Genomic DNA, 17082 nt, shown 5'->3' on the forward strand with positions numbered 1-17082 from the left:
TTTTAACCGTTTGTAAATGAACACAACAAAAAATCATAATCAGTACAAATTGAAATCTATTGCTTCATATAAAACTTTGTGCTTCCTTTTTACCTTGTTTCTACAAATTTCAGTATTTGCTCAATCCAATCAAATCAACCTTTCCGGAAACTGGACTGTAAAACTCGATCCCGAAAATGAATGGGTTAAAAAGGGAGATTGCAAAACCGAAGGCAGCATAATTCTGCCCGCTTCGCTTGCCGAATTTGGCTATGGTTTTAAAACCGACTCATCGGATTTTGGAATTCTGACACCATCGTATAAATACATTGGCAAAGCTTGGTATTCGCGCGAAATCGATATTCCTGCAAGCTGGAAGAACAAGCAGATTGAAGTATATCTTGAACGCGTTCTATGGGAATCGCGTGTGTTTATCGACGGAACGGAACTGAGCAGAAATGATGCACTCGGTACAGCACATGTTCATCAACTTGGCGAGCTAAAACCGGGCGTACACCAGCTGACTGTTTTGGTAGACAACGATATGATTCACAACATTGGCGACAAAGGACACGGCTACGGCGAATACACTCAAAGTATCTGGAACGGTATCGTTGGACGCATGGAAATGAAAGCATTTGATCCCGTTCATATCGCCGATGTACGCACTTTCCCTGAAATAAATGAAGATCTGCTGACACTGGAAGTGAACCTGAATACAGCAGCTAAAAAAGCAGTGGTTTTGAGTTACAACATTAAACCTCTTAATGAGAATTCGGAGGTTTTGCATGGAGAAAAAACCTTTCGACCAACACAGGGGCAACAGCAGTTTGAACTTGAAATACAGGCTGAGGGGAAACTTAAAAAATGGAGTGAATTTTCGCCAGAAGTGTATGAACTTGAAGTAAAACTGAGCACTGGCAAAAATTTGGATACACATGCTACCGAGTTTGGTTATTACGAAGTCAGCAAAAGCAAGCATAAGGTTCTCATCAACGGAAAACCCGTATTTCTTCGTGGCAACCTCGACTGTGTTCATTTTCCGATTACTGGATACCCGTCCTGCAATATTGAAGACTGGGAACGGATTTTCAATATCTACAAAGATTATGGATTGAACCACGTTCGCTTTCATTCGTGGTGTCCGCCCGAAGCCGCTTTTAAAGCTGCGAACCGTATTGGAATTTATATTCAGGCTGAATCATCAATTTGGATCGACTGGTGGATGAGCGTTGACAACACCGAACGCGGACGTCCCGAAATGAATACCAAAGGATTTCCAAAAGGACTGGGATACAATGTCTCGCGCGACAGTTTTGTGGTGGAAGAAATGAATCGAGTGATTGATTTCTATGGGAATAATCCCTCGTTTACCATGTTTTGTATTGGCAACGAGCTCGGTAATTCAGATTTTGATGTGATGAAAGAATGGGTGGCTGATCTGAAACAGAAAGATCCCCGCCGTTTGTATGCTGTTTCTACCGCCCGACAAATAACCGAAGTAGATGATTATTCAGCTACACACAGTCTGCATGGAATTGGCCGTACAAGAGGTTTAAACGGATCGCGAACCAATTGGGATTTCGAAGAAAATTACAGCAAAATGGATATTCCCATTATTGCGCACGAAATTGGTCAGTGGCCTGTTTATCCGCGATGGACCGAAATCGACAAATATACCGGAACGCAAATAGCCAGAAACCTGCAGGAAATGAAAGCACAGGCAGAAAAAAATGGCATTGCCGGTCAAAATGAAAAACTGGTACAGGCTTCGGGAGCACTCAACCAGATCATGTACAAATACGAAACCGAATCGTTTCTGCGGACCGAAAGTTGTGCAGGAGTCCAGTTGCTTAGTATGCAAGATTACCAGGGACAGGGTGAAGCGCTGATCGGCTGGCTGGATTGTTTTTGGGATAGTAAACAAATTACAACACCAGAGAAATTCAGGCAACATTTTACGACCACCGTGCCGCTGTTAAGAATGGAAAAAATGGTGTGGCAAAGCATCGAAGTTTTTACTGCGGAAGCTCAACTGGCACATTATGGCGATACCGATTTGAATGAAAAATGCAGCTGGACAATTACCGATAATTCAGGAAATGTTCTGGCTAAAGGAAAATTTGCACCTCAACAGTTTAAGCAGGGTTCTTTGAACGATCTTGGCAAAATCGTATTCAATCTGAACCAAATAACAACGGAACAGGAACTTGTGGTAAACATTGAAGTGGAAAATACCGGATTCCTTAACAACTGGAACCTTTGGGTGTATCCTGAAGAATTATCCGAGCTTGAAAATGCTGACGAAATAATGCTTTGTTCCGAACTCACCAACGAAGCACTGCAAGAGTTAAACGACGGGAAAATGGTACTACTAAACGCCAATAAACTGGGAACTGAAGAAAACTCGGTTGCGGCACATTTCTTCCCACTTTACTGGTCGCTGACCTTTTTCCCGGGGCAGGGAAAAACAAACATTGGCCTGGCTCTCGATGAGTACCATCCGGCTTTTTCTGAATTCCCAACATCCTATCATTCCGACTGGCAATGGGAAAGCATCAGCAAAAACAGCAAAGGATTTATTCTGAACGATCTGCCGGCGAAGTACACACCAATCGCACAGCCGGTTGATGATTTTCACCGAAACCACAAAATAGGATCGATATTCGAACTCAAAGTCGGGAAAGGAAAATTGTTGGTTTGTGGCTACGATCTGGGGACAGAACTCCCGGTTGCCCGACAGCTGAAACACAGTCTGCTAAGCTACATGCAGTCAGATGCATTCGATCCGAAACAAGCCGTGAGCAAAGAATGGCTGCAAAGTTTGTTTCCACGAATACCTACAGCCGAAAATGCACAGGTTGACAGCGATTTCGAAAATGCTATTTTCCACCTGAAAGCAGCGGCTAAGTTGGACAGCAAAAATGAAAACCTGCCATGGTCAAGAAATGAAGATCAGGTTATTGTAGCCAACGATATAAGCTATTCGGTAAAAGCCGACGGAATCTGGAAAGATGACCACATTTCGGCCTGGCACGGAAAAGAAATGGAAGTGAACCTGAAATGTCCCGACGGAATTCTTGGAACTTTGCTGGTACATTTCAGCGATTGGAACAACAACGGCAGAACCGGAGTGTTGGAATTTGAAGGTCGCAAAACAAAACTGGAAAAACATACAGGAGAAGGACAATGGGTGAAATTTCATGTGATGCGCGAAGATAGCAACGATGGCAGGTTAAAGCTTAAAACCAGTGCAATGACCGGCCCTAACTTAATGATCACTGAAATCATTTTACTAAAGGAATAAGTAAGTTCCGGAAAACCTGTAAATTAGGAGGACATAAACCAACAAAATGAAAACTAAACTAATCCTAATTCTTTTTTGTGCGGCTTCAATCTGGTCGTGTTCAAACCGGAAAGTTGCGCAGATTGACCTTTCTGGCGAATGGCAGTTCCAAACCGATCCGGACGATCGTGGTGAACTTGAAAAATGGTACAATACTGATTTACAGGAATCAGTCAGGCTACCGGGCTCGATGGTTGAAAACGGGAAAGGAAATGACATTACGCTGGAAACTAAATGGACCGGTGGTATTCAGAATCCGGAATGGTACAAGGATCCGAATTATGCGCCATATACCGATGCGGAAAATATACGTTTTCCTTTTTGGCTTCAACCCGATAAAAAATACACCGGCGCTGCCTGGTATCAAAAAACGATCACAATCCCGGCAAACTGGGAAGGAAAAAACATAAAGTTGAATCTCGAGCGTCCCCACTGGGAGTCAAAAATCTGGATCAACGGGGAGTATGTCGGCACACAGAACAGTCTGGCGACTCCACATGTTTACACGGTAAGTGCTTTACTTAAAATCGGAGAAAACACACTTACAATCTGCATCGACAACCGGATAAAAGAGGTTGATCCCGGCATTAATTCGCATAGCATTACCGATCATACGCAAAGCAACTGGAACGGTATTGTGGGAGATATTTCACTCCGCGCTTTTAATAAAATTTACATCGACGATATTCAGTTATTCCCGGATGCAACAAATAAAAATGTAACAATAAAAGCGACGCTAATCAACTCCGGAAATGAGTTACAAACATCCGATCTCAGTGCAGTTGCATCACTAAAAAGCACCGGAACCAAAAATGCAGCAAAGTCGCAAAGCTTTGAGCTGAATCCCGGAGAAAACGAAATCGAAATGATCTACCCGTTGGGTGAAGATGCACTGCTTTGGGACGAATTCAATCCGAATGTTTATGCCTTAACTGTAAATCTGAAATCAGGACGGGAAAGCGACAGCAGAACAGCTGATTTCGGACTGCGTGAATTTAAACCTGAGGATACAAGGTTTGTCATTAACGGGCGCCCTGTATTTTTGCGTGGAACACTGGAATGTGCCATTTTCCCCTTAACCGGCTACCCTCCCACCCAAACTGATTACTGGAGAAAAATATACACGGCCGTAAAAGCGCATGGATTAAATCATGTACGCTTCCACTCCTGGTGTCCGCCCAAAGCGGCATTCGAGGTTGCCGACGAAATGGGTGTTTACCTGCAGGTGGAGTGTTCGTCGTGGGCCAACCAAAGTACAAAACTGGGAAGTGGCCTGCCAATCGATAAATACATTTGGGACGAAAGTAAGCGCATTGTAAAAGCTTATGGAAATCATCCGTCGTTTGTGATGCTAGCCTATGGAAATGAACCGGGTGGTCCGAATTACAGGGATTTTCTCACTGAATTTGTGAATTACTGGAAAGCAAATGATAATCGCCGAGTGTATACAAGCGCAGCTGGCTGGCCGGCACTTCCGGTAAACCAGTACCACGATATCCCGGCTCCGCGTATTCAGGGTTGGGGAGAACAACTAAACAGCATTATTAATGGTCAGGCGCCAAAAACGGATTACGACTGGACAAATAAACTGCCCGGCGATGGAATCCCGGTAGTGAGCCACGAAATAGGTCAGTGGTGCGTTTATCCCAATTTCAAAGAGATAGAAAAATACACAGGTGTGCTGAAGGCCAAAAACTTTGAATTGTTTCAGGAAAGCCTGGAAGCCCATAACATGGGAGAGCTGGCAGACAGCTTTTTACTGGCATCCGGAAAAATTCAGGCTCTATGTTACAAAGCCGATATTGAAGCAGCTTTACGAACACCCGGATTTGCAGGCTTCCAGTTACTCGATCTGCATGATTTCCCGGGTCAGGGAACGGCACTGGTTGGTGTACTCGATCCATTCTGGGAAGAAAAAGGTTATATAAGTCCTGAAGAATACAGCAGATTTTGTAATCAAACTGTTCCGCTTGCACGACTTCAGAAACGGATTTTTAACGAAGGTGATTCTTTGCTCACCGATATTGAAGTAGCTCACTTTGGTGAAAAACCTTTGGAGGCCATCAATCCTTTATGGAAGCTTAAGGAGGAAGATAAAGTAATTGCGGAAGGTACATTGGGGCAACAAAACATTCCTGTTGGAAACTGTATTCAACTCGGAAAAATTGCTTATGAATTTCAACCCGAAAACCGCCCACGAAAAGTAACGGTAGAAGTGAGTGTTGGAGATTTTTCGAATAGTTGGGATCTGTGGGTGTATCCGGCTCAACTTTCCACTATCTCTGCAGAAATAATAGTGATTAATAAGCTGGATAAGCAAACCATTTCGGCCTTGCAAAATGGAGCTAAAGTACTGCTTTCAACAAAGAAAGGAAGCATTAAAGAAGGTTATGGCGGCGAAGTGGGAATTGGCTTTTCAAGCATTTTCTGGAATACCGCCTGGACAAACGGACAGAAGCCGCACACACTGGGGATTCTATGCGATCCCAATCATCCGGCACTCAAAGAATTTCCGACCGAATACCACTCGAACTGGCAGTGGTGGGATGCCATGAGTCATTCAAACGCTTTACGACTGGATGTTTTTTCAAAGCCCGTTCAACCGATTGTCAGGGTAATTGATGACTGGGTAACAAACCGCCCGCTCGGATTACTTTTTGAAGCCCGTGTCGGAAAAGGAAAACTACTGGTTTCGGGAGTTGATCTTACTACTGATCTTGAGAACAGGCCTGAAGCACGACAATTGAAGTTCAGTCTCGAAAAATACATGGCCGGCGATAAGTTCAGTCCTTCGGATGAATTATCGGTAAAAGAAATTCAGGAAATGTTTAACTAGTGTCTTGCCAAGTACAAACTGTCACTTGCCAAAACATCCCGATACATATCGGGATGTTTTGGCAATTTAAACAGCTAATAAATCCGTTGTATAATGTTATTGTCGAATAATTATTTTAGCTCCACCGCCTCGACATCCGAATTCGGGACACCAACAATGTCGGTGTATTCCTTAATCATTTCTTTCAAAACATCAGGATAGTTTTCTGCCACATTTTGCTGCTGCCCGATGTCATCACTTAAATTGTAGAGTTGATATTCAGGTGCGTTACCAATTTCAATGTTTACCGAAGTAATTTTTGCCGGGCCTTTGTACGGCGGGATCATCAGCCATTTGCCTTTACGGTAAGCTGTGCGTGATGTGGCTTCCAAAACCAGGTCTATCCGGCCTTTATCTGATTTTCCCATCAAAACATCGAGCATTTCACGACTGTCGGTAGAATTCACTTCTGTTCCGGTAAGCCTTGCAAGCGAAGCCAGCAGATCGATCTGGCTGATCAAAGCATCTGATTTAGCCGGGGTAATTTTCCCTTTCCAGTAAGTGACAAACGGCACACGTGTTCCAGCTTCAAACAAGCTGTATTTTCCACCTCTCAGTCCTGCTTTCGGATCGTGATCGCCAAGTCTTTCAACCGCATCGTCGTAATAGCCATCGTTCAACACGGGACCATTATCGCTCGAGAAAATAATCAGTGTATTTTCCAGGATTCCTTCTTCTTCCAGCGTTTTTACAAACTCACCAATACACCAGTCGGCTTCCACAATTACATCGCCACGCGGGCCAAGATCGGTACTTCCAACAAACCGTGGATTTGGCGTACGTGGAACGTGTGGTTGTTGCAGTGCATAATACAAAAAGAAAGGTTCGTCTATGTGCTGCTTCACATAATCCTGAGCTTTTGCCAGAAAATGATCGGCCATATCCACATCGCTCCATTTTGCCTTCTCTCCGCCCTTCATAAATCCGATCCGGGGAATTCCGTTTACAATTGAATTATTGTGTCCATGGTGCCAGCGCATGGTCAGTAACTCGGGATTATCTTTTCCGGTCGGCTCACCTTCAAAATTTTTCTGATAGTTCACCTCAATCGGATCGTTCGGATCCAGTCCTTCTACCAAACCGTTTTCAAGATATACCGTAGGAACCCTGTCCTGTGTAGCTGCCATAATGTATGAATAATCGAAACCTACTTCGTTTGGCCCCGGAGAAACATGCTCGTTCCAATTCACATGTCCGGTTCCCAAACCAAGGTGCCATTTACCCACGACTCCGGTGTAATATCCTTGTTTCTTCAACATTTTCGGAATTGTTACCTGTGCTGTGTCGATAATCAGCGGAGCAGTGCCGGGCAAGATCTTGGCATCTTTGTTTCGCCATGGATAAACGCCGGTTAAAATAGCGTACCGGCTCGGGGTGCACGTAGCCGAAGAAGCATGGCCATCGGTAAACATCACTCCTTCGTTGGCCAAACGATCCATGTTTGGCGTTTGAATTTCTGTGGCTCCGTAAGCACCTATATCTCCATATCCCAGATCATCCATGTAAATAATCACGATATTTGGTTTTGCGTCAGGCGACGTCGTTTCTTTTGTAGATTTACTATCTGTTGAACATGCAGCAAGCAGAATAGAAAATACCAAAATAACTGAATTAAAGGCAGTTCTGAGTTTATTCATTTTTATAAATTTTTCTGATTATACATTTTTAATCTTTGATCACTTCAAAGCGAAATCTCTTCTTTTTAATACGAGTTGGTTCATTACGGTGAATAGTATTATTTACATTGAATAGCTCCCAGATCCGGTAAGCCGTCAATTTTATTGCCAAAGTAATCATATTCTACATCTAACCCGATCGATAATCCAATTGGATCGCCCGGAATTGGTTCAATAGTTATCCCTTTATCTTTTATCAGATCAATATTATCAGGGATGTAATCCTCAGCGTTTAATCCACCAGGATTCTTAAATTGCGGATCGCCAAAAAAAGGCTGTGCATCCTGAATAATTACAGATTCCGGAATGATCCCACCTCGTTGATAAAGGTTATTCATAAATACTACATTCTGGATAGTTCCGGAACCGGAATTCACTGCTTCATTATCATTCACATCAATAGATTTACCCATGATGTAAAAAATGTTGTTGGCAATCAAAATCCCGTCGGTAGTTTTTGCAAACGAGAATCGCGTGTCGTATTCTTCTTTTACAAAAATGGTGTTATTATAAATGTATGAATTAAAAGGCCCTTTTCGTGGAGCTTTGCCCACATAGCCACTGGTCCACAAAACTTTACCGTCGTGAACAACACCTTTTACACCTTTTTGCCGATACCCGTCATTAATACTCACATTATACCGGTAACAGCAGTTGTGATCATTTCCAAGAATTTCGACAAATCCGCCCGAATTATTGACACTCAGGTTGTATTGAACCACCACATTTTTGCAATTGTAATCGATGTGGGCGCCATAGGAATCCATTTTCCCCCAGGCATTCATAAACTTGTTCTTCTCAATCAGTACGTTCTCACTTGTCCATGGCCAGATACCGCTTCCACGATTATGCATTCGAGGATCGGCATCAGAGCCGGTATAATTAGTAACATTTCCCCGTACCAATACATGTTTACACAGCCCCGGAACCATTCCGGGTCCGCCAATGTTTTCGAGTACATTATTTACTATTGTTAAGCTGTCGAGGTAGGATCGCTCGTCGTTTTTTACACTTCCAAATGCGCGTATTCCGGTGTGTCCGGTCATTTCAATTTTGCAATTTTCAATGGTTACATTTTTGATGCGCGCCTCGTTGTTTTTCATTCGAATGAATATGCCGTAACCCAGATTCGAAGTCGGATTCTGACCATCTTTCTCCACATTTTCAGTGGCAAAAATATGATGAATATGAAGATTGCTGAGTTTAATATTCGGATGAAATCCGGCATTTTCGGCTTCAATCAAAACACCGTATCGCAAAGTCTTAGCCTGTTCTTCAAAAGGTTCTCCGGCATCAGAGGTAAGTTCCAGGTTTTCGATTTGAATATTACTCGCATTGTTTAAATAAATGGCCGTTAAATAGCCCTTGGCATCAATTACCGGATTTGCTGAATTGCCGTCGTCAACAGCAGAATAAGAAGAAACAATAATCGGTTCATTAGTTGTTCCACTTCCTGTTATAACCAATTTCCCTTCAAATCTACTTCCTTCGGCAAGTAATACTTTCATACCCGGTTCAAGATGCGCATCATTTATCTTTGCCAAACTTTTCCAGGCCGTTTCAGGTGTCAGCCCGTCATTTAAATCATTCCCCGAACTGCTGTTCAGATAATACGCATTCATTTCCTCAGAGCTTTTAGCACAGCCGGCCAGTAATAGCGCCATTATCGAGAAAAATATAAATGCTCTCCTTTGTTTCTTCATTTTATATTCGTTTAGGTTATTTATATGATTTTCCTTAAATCAATCAGCTTAATTTATTCTACCAAAAGAAATTTGCAGTCGTGAGGATCAATTATAAATGCTGTTTTATCGCTTAAACGATACTTCTTTTCTGTATACACATCACGAGCATTGGCGCCTTTGTCAAATCCAAGTTCCGCCCGACTTAATCCTATATTCGTTTTTTGATCCGAAGTTGTATTAATGACCAGAATAGCGCTTTTTCCGTTTCGCAGATCTTTCTTCCACATCTCAACTCCATCTTCAGCATAAATAAACTTCCCTTGTTCCGTCGGATCCTGATTTATTGAAATGGCTGTTTTATTTGTAATCAAATTCTTCTCAGCTTTTGACATATTGCGCGGATCGTTACCTAAAAAAAGCGGGGAAGACATAATACACCACAATGCAAAATGCGATTGCTGTTCCGCCAGGTTCAGCCCATTGTCACCCACCGCCAGCATATCGGGATCATTCCAGTAACCGGCCCCTGCAAACTTCGCGGCTTCATTGTTAATGTGAGCTATTCCCATTACTGATCGGGTATATTTTGGATTGTTCCCTTTATCATTTACGGTAAAAAAGCCACCACCGGAAACTTTGGCTCCAATATCCCCGGTTGTTCTTGACATGTTACAGATCTCCGGATTCCATTCCCTGAATTTATAAGCACTGATACTTAAAACAATATCTCTTCCCTTTTCATCCAGAATCTTCCTCCATTTTCGGTAAATCTCCTCGGTCTTCTCTTCTGTCCAGCAGTTTCCCTCACAATCAAGTTCCAGTTTGCATCGGTCCACTTTCAGGAAATCAACTCCCCAGTCTATGAACTGGTCAATATGTAACTCTTCAATGTTGTATGCTCCTACCTCATCGCCACCGCAATCGTGAGTTCCTGGAACTGTGTGAAGGCCAAATTTCAATCCTTTTGAATGCGCATAATCAGCCAATGGCTTTATTCCATGTGGAAACTTTACAGGATGTGCCATCAAACTGCCATCATCTGCCAGTTTTGTATCTCTCCAACCACCATCGACAACCACAAAATTATAACCGGCATCTTTTAATCCCGACTCGGCAATGGCCTCAATACATTCGCGAACAATGTCCTCGTTGATGGAGTTTTTCCCAAAGTAGTTCCAGCTATTCCAGCCCATTGGCGGACCCGGGCACAGCGCTTTAAAATCCTGAGCCGTTGTAACAGAAAAAAACAAGGAAAAAACAATTAGTATCAAATTTTTCATGTTTTATACTTTGTGTCAATGTTGATTCACTTTAAAGTATTCTGAATCATTGTGTTCCGAAAGCATCAGATCAGTTAGTTCTTTTACAATCTCCGGATACTGATCAGCAACATCATTCTCCTCACCAATATCATTTTTAAGATTGTAAAGTTCTATGTCAGCATCCGGATTTTTATACAAATTCTTACGAACACCTTTCCAATCGCCCACTCTAATTGCTTCGCTGAGCAAATAATTTCGTGGATTGGTACTACCCGGCTTCCAACTGTAGTTATAATTAAAATATTCCCAGTACAATAATTTATGTTGTTCTTGATCTTGATTCAGCAAGGCAGGTAAAAAGGAGATGCCATCGATTTCTGTCGGCGCTTTGCATCCCACAAGATCACAGGCAGTTGGCAGAAAATCCCAGAATGCTGAAACATGATCCGATTTTGATCCGGCTTCGATCTTCCCGGGCCAACGCACAATTAACGGCGAACGGATTCCACCTTCATAACAGTCCGTCTTGTAACCACGAAATGGCCCTTGACTTCCAAAAAAGCTACTGATCTCTTTTACTCCCCCATTGTCGCTGGCAAAGAAAACAATGGTATTTTCATCCAGATTCAGCGAATCAAGCAAGGAAAATATGCGGCCAATATCCTTATCCATTCGGGTAGTCATGGCCGCGTAATTTTTTTGTTTCTCCGTCCAGCTTTCATTTGAATAGGGTTCATCATCAGGGACCTGGTATTTCCCGTGAGGGATAGTAAACGGCAGGTACAGAAAAAAAGGATTAGCTTTATTCTTTCGAATAAAATCGAGTGATTCCTCTGCAAACAGATCATGACTGTATTCTCTGTCAAGCATCACTTTTTCGTAATTCCACCAGAGATGATCGGGATAATATTCATGTGCCAACCGCTGATCGAGATAGCAAAACGAATAGTCGAATCCCTGTTTATTGGGGTGTCCCTCGTCACTTGGCCCTCCCAGTCCCCACTTTCCAATTATACCTGTTTTATAACCTGCTTCTTTCAACTTTTCAGCTACTGTTATGGTTTTATCGGGCAGTGGAAGATTTCCCTCGCTCGGCATGGCAAAGTTGCCTTTTACATAGCCGTGTCCTGTGTGATAACCGGTCATCAGTGTTCCACGCGAAGGCGCGCAAACCGTGCTACCCGCATAATGCTGTGTGAACAACATTCCTTCGGCGGCCATTTTATCAATATTGGGTGTCTTAATCTTTTGCTGGCCATAACATCCCAAATCATAAACGCCCATATCATCAGCCAGAATGTATATGATATTTGGACGTTCAGGATTTACCTTTTCTTCTGAATAAATTGGTTTGCTGCAATTTATAAACAGAATAGCAAACAATGCAATCCAGTATGTTTTTTTCGATGTCATTTATTGATTGTGTCTACAATTTCTAACATTTCTGCTTTTAACTCCTTCTTCCTGTCCTGATAATTTTTATCATCTGAAAGATTTGTCCATTCATAAGGATCTGTTGCATTATGGTACAGTTCTTCCGATCCGTCCAGGTATAAAATATAGCGCCAATCCTGCGTTCGATAAGAATAGGTTTGCTTCATTTTATCGCTTCGGTTTAATCCGTTGCCCACCATACTCAGTGCACCATTCGGACCATCCCATTCGTTTGTATCAGGATCTTCAAGAAAGGGAGTCAGACTGTGTCCGCACAAATTGATCCCATCAACACTTTTTTTGTTATCGCCTTCCAAATTACACAGATCAATCAAAGTCGGGAATATATCCACGAGTGAGGCAGGATGTTTTACTTTCGCTCCTTTTTTACTTTGCGGATTTCGCAGTATCATGGGAATGCGCGTACTTTCTTCCCACGGAGAATTTTTGAAAAGGTAATCCTTCTCTCCCATCTGCCAACCATGATCAGCGACCAAAACAATAATGGTGTTTTCCTTAAACCTGCTGTTATCAATGGCGTCAACCACTTTACCGATTTGCGCATCGGTAAAAGCGATACAGGCAAGGTAGGCCTGCAGAAAATGCTTCAATCCTTCCTCTGCATTACCATCATACGATTCCTTCAGGGTACGGTAATAGCGCAGGCCTTTCATTTCCGCCGGGTAAATGTCTTTATAATGCGTATCTGTATTATCGCCCGGTTTTATTTCTGAAAGCTGTATTTCATCGATGGGAAACATATCGAAATACTTTTTCGGCGCATAAAGCGGTGTGTGTGGCCGTACAAAGCCAATTCCCATAAAGAAGGGTTTTTCGCTGTTTTCGGCATCTAATTCTTCAATACGTTTTACCGCCCATTCCGAATGCATTTCGTCGGGCATCAGGTCGCGGACATCTTCTGATTTGTATTCGAGAAAATCTTTTTTCCCACGCGAATAAATCCACCCCGTTTTATTCCCGTGTGAAATGCTATCAGGGAAAGTAGGAACATCGGATAAAGGAGCAAACGAACCATCTATTGGCCCGATATTGCGATAGGGTTCAGGTACCGATGGATGACCGACCGGCTCGATACCATTAAAAGCCAGTGGGCCGTAATTGTTGATGTTGATTCCCCACTCCTGCCAGAAGTCTTTTCTATGGTGGTGAAGCAATTTACCACTTCCCATCACATGGTAACCGTTCCCGGAAAAGCACTCCATAATTGTTTTATTGTTCTGAAGTTCCGGAATATCTTTTAAGGCAGTCCAGCCGAAATCGCCCGAGGCAAAAGGATAAACTCCTGTAAATAAACTGTTGCGGGAAGGTGCACAAACCGGGCAGTTACTGTGTGCGTTGGTAAACGAAGTACCCGACTTCGCCAGTTTATCGATATTTGGTGTTTTTACCTGCGGATGACCGCCAAATGCTCCTTCATAGTCATTCAGGTCGTCGACAATAATAAACACCACATTGGGCTTTGTATTCGTTGTGGCCGGTTGAGCCTTTATCCGACCGATCCCGACTACAACAAATACGCCTGTTAATGCAAAGGCAAGAAGTTTATTAAGGTTCATTTGGTTTAGGTATTCTTAATCCTTTAGTTTTTCAAATCTGTCAGGATGCAGTTCGTTATACTTTTTATCCTCCCTTAAGCCCATAAATATCGGATCCTGCATTTCTTCACTCCATTTCCGGAACTCTTTTGTAAGTTCATCGACACGATCAGTATTCGATTGACTGACATTTTGCGCTTCTGAAATATCTGTTCCGAGATCAAACAGCATATTTGTTTCCCCTCCTTTTATCAGCAGTTTATCATCTCCCCGGCGAATGGCATAATCCTGTGCATCAAATTTTCTCCAAAATAACTTATCATGCGGGAGCGACTTGTTCTGGCCATTTAAATAGGGAATCAGATTTGTTCCGTCAATCTCATTTTTAAGTGATATTTCCTTACCGGTTTGAGCAATAATCGTTGCAAAAATATCAAGTGAGATTACAGGATTATCGTACACTTCACCTGCAGGAATCGTTCCGGGCCATTTCATGGCAAACGGTACCCGAATTCCCCCTTCAAACAAATCGCCTTTTTGTCCGCGTAAAACTCCGTTGTCCGAAGCGTTGTGGTTTTCCGGTCCACCATTGTCAGATAAAAATACTACAAGTGTATTTTCATCGAGATGCAATTCTGCCAGTTTATTCAATATGAGTCCGACCCCATCGTCAACTGCGCTTACCATGGCGGCGTAGGTTTTTCTTTTCTTCTCACTGATATTGTCGAACCTGCTTAGGTATTTTTCGGTTGCCTGTAATGGCGCGTGTGGAGCATTGTAGGCCAGGTAGATAAAAAACGGATTGTCCTTGTTTTCTTCGATGTACGAAACAGCTTCTCTCGAAAAAGCATCGGTCAGGTACTCTGTTTCATCTACTCGTTCGTAATTTCGAAGCAGCCGTGTTTTGTAACCATCGTATTGCGACTTTGCCTCGAAAGGATCATTCAGTGTCAATTCTTCAGGAAAATAACGATGACCTCCACTCAAAAATCCGTAAAAATCGTCGAATCCTCTTTTTAACGGGTGCAACGATTCATGAGCTCCCATGTGCCATTTCCCAATTGCCAGTGATTTGTATCCTGCTTTCCCCAATGCATCGGCAAGTGTTTCTTCGCTAAGTGGCAGACCCATTTCCAGATCGTTTGGTGCAAATAACGGATTTCTACTAAAACCAAAACGGTCCTGGTACCTGCCGGTGAGAAGACCGGCTCTGCTGGGACCACAAACGCAGTAACTTACATAGCCGTTGGTAAAGCGCACACCACCTTCTGCCAGTTTATCGATATGAGGCGTTGGAATATCGGTACAACCATTAAAACCCACGTCGGCATAGCCCATATCATCCACCAGAATCACTATCAGATTTGGAGGAACAGTTTTCTTCTCCTGGGTGCACGCTGCAGAAACAGCGGTGAGAAATAACATGTAAAGCAGCACTCTTTTCATATCAGCTCTTTGTGTTATTTAATTTGGACCTTGAATTTTTGTTTTAAGCTGTAAAGCCAGGGACCAAAAGTTATGGCCCCTGGATTCATCTAACCAAACAAAACTATACTAGTATCCCGGATTTTCCACTAAATTCGGATTATCAGCCAATCGACCTAAACCCATCGGAAAATAGTAGTTGCGCTCTGTGAAAGTTCTTATGTTTCCAAAATCGGCATCTTTAATTTTAAGGGTATACATACCTTCCTCAATATAGTATTCCCATGTTACGCCGTTAAATCCCTTGCCGTTTAATTCTTCTACAGCAATTCTCCAACGACGGATATCCCAGTAACGGTGTTCTTCGTTATATAATTCCACAAATCGCTCATTTCGAATATCTTCTACGGTAAGTGTTTCCTTATCAGGCATTCCTGCACGGTTCCTGATTTCATTTATCAGAGGCTTGGCTTCATCAGCTTTTCCCATTTCGAATTTGGCTTCAGCTGCGTTCAGGTACATTTCACCTGTGCGGAATACAATCCAATCGGAATCGTCTTCGCCATTATAAAGCCCTATAAGAGATTCGTTTACACGCTTTTTTAACAGGACACCGGCTTTAATTCTGTTCCTCCTGGGTGCTACACTAGGCCAGTCCGATCCATCAGGAATGGTTCCAATAGTTTTATTATGAACGTAAACTTTACCATCTCCCCACGGAGTTTCGGGATAGAAGGCATTGGCAAGGAAACGCGGATCTTTGTTTAGGATAATCTCATCCAATGAAAACTTATGATTTCCATCCAACATACTTCTGTCCCAAACAGCCGAAGTTCCGTCGTTGTACTCGTATTTTTCCCATGATTCCAGGTACATCCAGTGATTCGATCCCCATCCGGTTTGGAAACCATCGGGCATGCAATAGAATGTCCAGCCATGTCCTTTTAACAAACCGTAATCATAGACTTCTGCAAAAATAACCTCCGAGTTACCGTCGGTAATAAAAAGGTTGTGGTAATTTGTTTCAGGATCCGGATCTTCTCTGTACAACGGATGCATTCCACCGTTGATTACTGCCATAGATGCATCGTAAGCTTTCTGATAGTAAGAATCGGCTTCGCCAGAAGAGAATCCCAGAAGGCCATTTAACTGTTGCATGCCATATTTTGCAATACTACCTGCATACAACATCGCACGGCTTTTTAAGGCGTAGGCAGCCCATTTTGTCGGACGGCCAAAATTATCAGAACCATAACTTTCCGGTAAAATAGTTACCAGGTCATCCATTTCAGAAGCAATAAAATCATAAATTTCTTTTTCAGAATTACGTTCAACATACAACTCTTCAATGGGCTGATCAATACTCTGAGCTTCAGTGATCAATGGAACGCCACCATAGCGTTTCACCAGTTCGAAATACATAAAAGCTCTTAACCAACGTGCTTCCGCCACTTTTTGTGTTACCTCGTCCGGGTCGAAAGTAGCTTCCTGAAGGATCTCCATAATTTCGTTACAAGAACGAATATTTCCGTATGGCCAATAGTCGAGTCCGCTGTGGGCTCCATTTTCATCCATAATATCCATGGCCACATTATAAGGTGTCTGCCAACCGGCAAAAACATTTTGTTCTCCTCCAGTTACACCGAGATTTGCATGTCCCTCTCCTCCCGACTGAAAGCGTACATTGGCATAGATTTTATTCAGATAGGCGTCCACCAGGACCGGATCATTTTTTACCGCATCTTCTGAAATAATATTGGTTGGAGCAATGTCCAGTATATCACTACAGCTAAACAGAAGAGCGAATAATGGTATTATAAATAATATCTTTTTCATCATCTTAT

At 42.7% G+C, this 17082-nt stretch carries 9 protein-coding genes; 2 read left to right on the forward strand and 7 right to left on the reverse strand.

Annotation, left to right across the window (positions count from 1 at the left end):
* Positions 1-16 precede the first annotated feature (16 nt).
* Together WFY05_RS19535 and WFY05_RS19540 are read left to right on the forward strand one after the other, a co-directional pair.
* Positions 17-3286, forward strand: coding sequence for a DUF8487 domain-containing protein (locus WFY05_RS19535; RefSeq protein ID WP_340114611.1), 3270 nt, complete (start codon positions 17-19; stop codon positions 3284-3286).
* Between the two features lie 46 nt (positions 3287-3332).
* The gene (locus WFY05_RS19540; RefSeq protein WP_340114612.1) at positions 3333-6161 is read left to right on the forward strand and encodes a DUF8487 domain-containing protein; all 2829 of its coding nucleotides are present in this window, start codon (positions 3333-3335) and stop codon (positions 6159-6161) included.
* 110 nt (positions 6162-6271) lie between these two features.
* On the opposite strand, the gene WFY05_RS19545 is transcribed toward WFY05_RS19540, so the two are convergent.
* The 7 genes from WFY05_RS19545 to WFY05_RS19575 form a co-directional block, all read right to left on the reverse strand.
* Positions 6272-7837 carry a sulfatase family protein gene (locus WFY05_RS19545; protein WP_340114613.1) on the reverse strand — a complete coding sequence of 522 codons (1566 nt, stop codon included), beginning with the start codon at positions 7835-7837 and terminating at the stop codon, positions 6272-6274.
* Positions 7838-7935: 98 nt separating this feature from the next.
* Complete coding sequence (locus WFY05_RS19550) at positions 7936-9579, reverse strand: right-handed parallel beta-helix repeat-containing protein (protein ID WP_340114614.1); 1644 nt, start codon at positions 9577-9579, stop codon at positions 7936-7938.
* 53 nt (positions 9580-9632) lie between these two features.
* Positions 9633-10841, reverse strand: coding sequence for a glycoside hydrolase family 27 protein (locus WFY05_RS19555; RefSeq protein WP_340114615.1), 1209 nt, complete (start codon positions 10839-10841; stop codon positions 9633-9635).
* A 15-nt stretch (positions 10842-10856) separates the two neighbouring features.
* Positions 10857-12236: an arylsulfatase gene (locus tag WFY05_RS19560; RefSeq protein ID WP_340114616.1), complete on the reverse strand. Its 1380-nt coding sequence runs from the start codon at positions 12234-12236 to the stop codon at positions 10857-10859.
* Positions 12233-13834, reverse strand: coding sequence for a sulfatase (locus WFY05_RS19565; RefSeq protein WP_340114617.1), 1602 nt, complete (start codon positions 13832-13834; stop codon positions 12233-12235). The genes WFY05_RS19560 and WFY05_RS19565 overlap by 4 nt, the downstream gene beginning before the upstream one ends.
* 15 nt (positions 13835-13849) lie before the next feature.
* On the reverse strand, positions 13850-15259 hold the full coding sequence (locus tag WFY05_RS19570) for a sulfatase-like hydrolase/transferase (RefSeq protein ID WP_340114618.1): 1410 nt from the start codon (positions 15257-15259) through the stop codon (positions 13850-13852).
* Positions 15260-15367: 108 nt separating this feature from the next.
* On the reverse strand, positions 15368-17077 hold the full coding sequence (locus tag WFY05_RS19575) for a RagB/SusD family nutrient uptake outer membrane protein (protein WP_340114619.1): 1710 nt from the start codon (positions 17075-17077) through the stop codon (positions 15368-15370).
* Between the last annotated feature and the right edge of the window lie 5 nt (positions 17078-17082).

The organism is Maribellus mangrovi, assembly GCF_037646455.1.
GTDB classification, from domain to species: domain Bacteria; phylum Bacteroidota; class Bacteroidia; order Bacteroidales; family Prolixibacteraceae; genus Draconibacterium; species Draconibacterium mangrovi_A.

Bases quoted from the DNA above. Each gene is read 5' to 3' on its own strand.
- WFY05_RS19550 (WP_340114614.1), bottom strand. From the start codon at position 9,579: ATGAAGAAACAAAGGAGAGCATTTATATTTTTCTCGATAATGGCGCTA.
- WFY05_RS19565 (WP_340114617.1), bottom strand. From the start codon at position 13,834: ATGAACCTTAATAAACTTCTTGCCTTTGCATTAACAGGCGTATTTGTT.
- WFY05_RS19560 (WP_340114616.1), bottom strand. From the start codon at position 12,236: ATGACATCGAAAAAAACATACTGGATTGCATTGTTTGCTATTCTGTTT.
- WFY05_RS19555 (WP_340114615.1), bottom strand. From the start codon at position 10,841: ATGAAAAATTTGATACTAATTGTTTTTTCCTTGTTTTTTTCTGTTACA.
- WFY05_RS19545 (WP_340114613.1), bottom strand. From the start codon at position 7,837: ATGAATAAACTCAGAACTGCCTTTAATTCAGTTATTTTGGTATTTTCT.
- WFY05_RS19535 (WP_340114611.1), top strand. From the start codon at position 17: ATGAACACAACAAAAAATCATAATCAGTACAAATTGAAATCTATTGCT.
- WFY05_RS19570 (WP_340114618.1), bottom strand. From the start codon at position 15,259: ATGAAAAGAGTGCTGCTTTACATGTTATTTCTCACCGCTGTTTCTGCA.
- WFY05_RS19540 (WP_340114612.1), top strand. From the start codon at position 3,333: ATGAAAACTAAACTAATCCTAATTCTTTTTTGTGCGGCTTCAATCTGG.
- WFY05_RS19575 (WP_340114619.1), bottom strand. From the start codon at position 17,077: ATGATGAAAAAGATATTATTTATAATACCATTATTCGCTCTTCTGTTT.